At 49.9% G+C, this 1,059-nt stretch carries 9 tRNA genes and 1 rRNA gene; all 10 read left to right on the forward strand.

Going from position 1 to position 1,059, the window contains the following annotated elements:
• The first annotated feature begins 85 nt into the window (after positions 1–85).
• A 5S ribosomal RNA gene (rrf, locus tag TY13_RS19540) occupies positions 86–201 on the forward strand.
• A gap of 8 nt (positions 202–209) precedes the next feature.
• Positions 210–285, forward strand: a tRNA-Val gene (locus tag TY13_RS19545).
• A gap of 8 nt (positions 286–293) precedes the next feature.
• A tRNA-Thr gene (locus TY13_RS19550) sits at positions 294–369 on the forward strand.
• Positions 370–374: 5 nt separating this feature from the next.
• Positions 375–450 (forward strand) — tRNA-Lys (locus tag TY13_RS19555).
• A gap of 22 nt (positions 451–472) precedes the next feature.
• A tRNA-Leu gene (locus TY13_RS19560) sits at positions 473–557 on the forward strand.
• A 42-nt stretch (positions 558–599) separates the two neighbouring features.
• Positions 600–674, forward strand: a tRNA-Gly gene (locus tag TY13_RS19565).
• 6 nt (positions 675–680) lie between these two features.
• Positions 681–769, forward strand: a tRNA-Leu gene (locus TY13_RS19570).
• Between the two features lie 9 nt (positions 770–778).
• Positions 779–855 (forward strand) — tRNA-Arg (locus tag TY13_RS19575).
• Between the two features lie 9 nt (positions 856–864).
• Positions 865–941, forward strand: a tRNA-Pro gene (locus tag TY13_RS19580).
• A 23-nt stretch (positions 942–964) separates the two neighbouring features.
• Positions 965–1,040: transfer RNA gene (locus TY13_RS19585), tRNA-Ala, on the forward strand.
• Positions 1,041–1,059: the final 19 nt, after the last annotated feature.

Genomic DNA, 1,059 nt, shown 5'->3' on the forward strand with positions numbered 1-1,059 from the left:
AGTTTTGAAAGAACAAGAAAAAGTGTAAAAATACACTTGACTATAACAATAAAAGTGTTATAATAAATCTTGTCTTTAAAAATAGTCTAGTAATGATGGCAAAGAGGTCACACCCGTTCCCATACCGAACACGGAAGTTAAGCTCTTTAGCGCCGATGGTAGTTGGGGGCTTCCCCCTGTGAGAGTAGGACGTTGCTAGGCTTAAATATGGAGGATTAGCTCAGCTGGGAGAGCACCTGCCTTACAAGCAGGGGGTCGGCGGTTCGAACCCGTCATCCTCCACCATTCAAAATGCCGGTGTAGCTCAGTTGGTAGAGCAACTGACTTGTAATCAGTAGGTCGTGGGTTCGACTCCTATCGCCGGCACCATTTTTGAGCCATTAGCTCAGTCGGTAGAGCATCTGACTTTTAATCAGAGGGTCGAAGGTTCGAGTCCTTCATGGCTCACCATTTTAAAAAGAAATAGTCTGCTGCGGGTGTGGCGGAATTGGCAGACGCACTAGACTTAGGATCTAGCGCCGCAAGGCGTGGGGGTTCGACTCCCTTCACCCGCACCATTTAATTTCATATACTGTCAGAATAAAAATTCTTTAGCACATGCGGAAGTAGTTCAGTGGTAGAACACCACCTTGCCAAGGTGGGGGTCGCGAGTTCGAACCTCGTCTTCCGCTCCAATATGTGCCGGGGTGGCGGAACTGGCAGACGCACAGGACTTAAAATCCTGCGGTAGGTGACTACCGTGCCGGTTCGATTCCGGCCCTCGGCACCATTTTAAAAAGCGCCCGTAGCTCAATTGGATAGAGCGTCTGACTACGGATCAGAAGGTTATGGGTTCGACTCCTGTCGGGCGCGCCATAAAAGTAACGGGAAGTAGCTCAGCTTGGTAGAGCACTTGGTTTGGGACCAAGGGGTCGCAGGTTCGAATCCTGTCTTCCCGACCACTTACTATATTAATAAAAATAATGGGGCCTTAGCTCAGCTGGGAGAGCGCCTGCCTTGCACGCAGGAGGTCAGCGGTTCGATCCCGCTAGGCTCCACCATGAACCTTGAAAACTGAAC

The organism is Bacillus ndiopicus, assembly GCF_000612805.1.
Taxonomy (GTDB): Bacteria; Bacillota; Bacilli; order Bacillales_A; family Planococcaceae; genus Metasolibacillus; species Metasolibacillus ndiopicus.